The following is a 225-nucleotide window of genomic DNA, read 5'->3' as shown; positions in this document are numbered from 1 at the left end:
TATGAATACGGGAAAAACGCCGTCACCATCACCGACAGCCTGCACCGCCGGGAAGTGCTGCACACCGCCGGTGAAGGCGGCCTGAAACGGGTGGTCAGACAGGAGCAGGCTGACGGCAGCGTGCTTCACCGGGAGTACAATCCCCTGGGCTGGCTCACCGCACAGACCGATGCGGCAGGCCGGAAAACCGAATACCGGTACAGTATCGCTTCCGGTAACGTCACT

General features: G+C 61.8%; 1 protein-coding gene. It reads left to right on the top strand.

Annotated features, from left to right (window positions below):
* Positions 1-225: RHS repeat domain-containing protein (locus tag OGY09_RS00225; protein ID WP_286589726.1), on the top strand; the 225-nt coding region annotated here is incomplete at both ends.

The organism is Citrobacter sp. Cpo071 (assembly GCF_030332765.1).
Classification (GTDB): domain Bacteria; phylum Pseudomonadota; class Gammaproteobacteria; order Enterobacterales; family Enterobacteriaceae; genus Citrobacter; species Citrobacter portucalensis.
The sequence above is the reverse complement of the archived record's forward strand: the minus strand, read 5'-3'. Positions and strand labels throughout refer to the sequence as shown.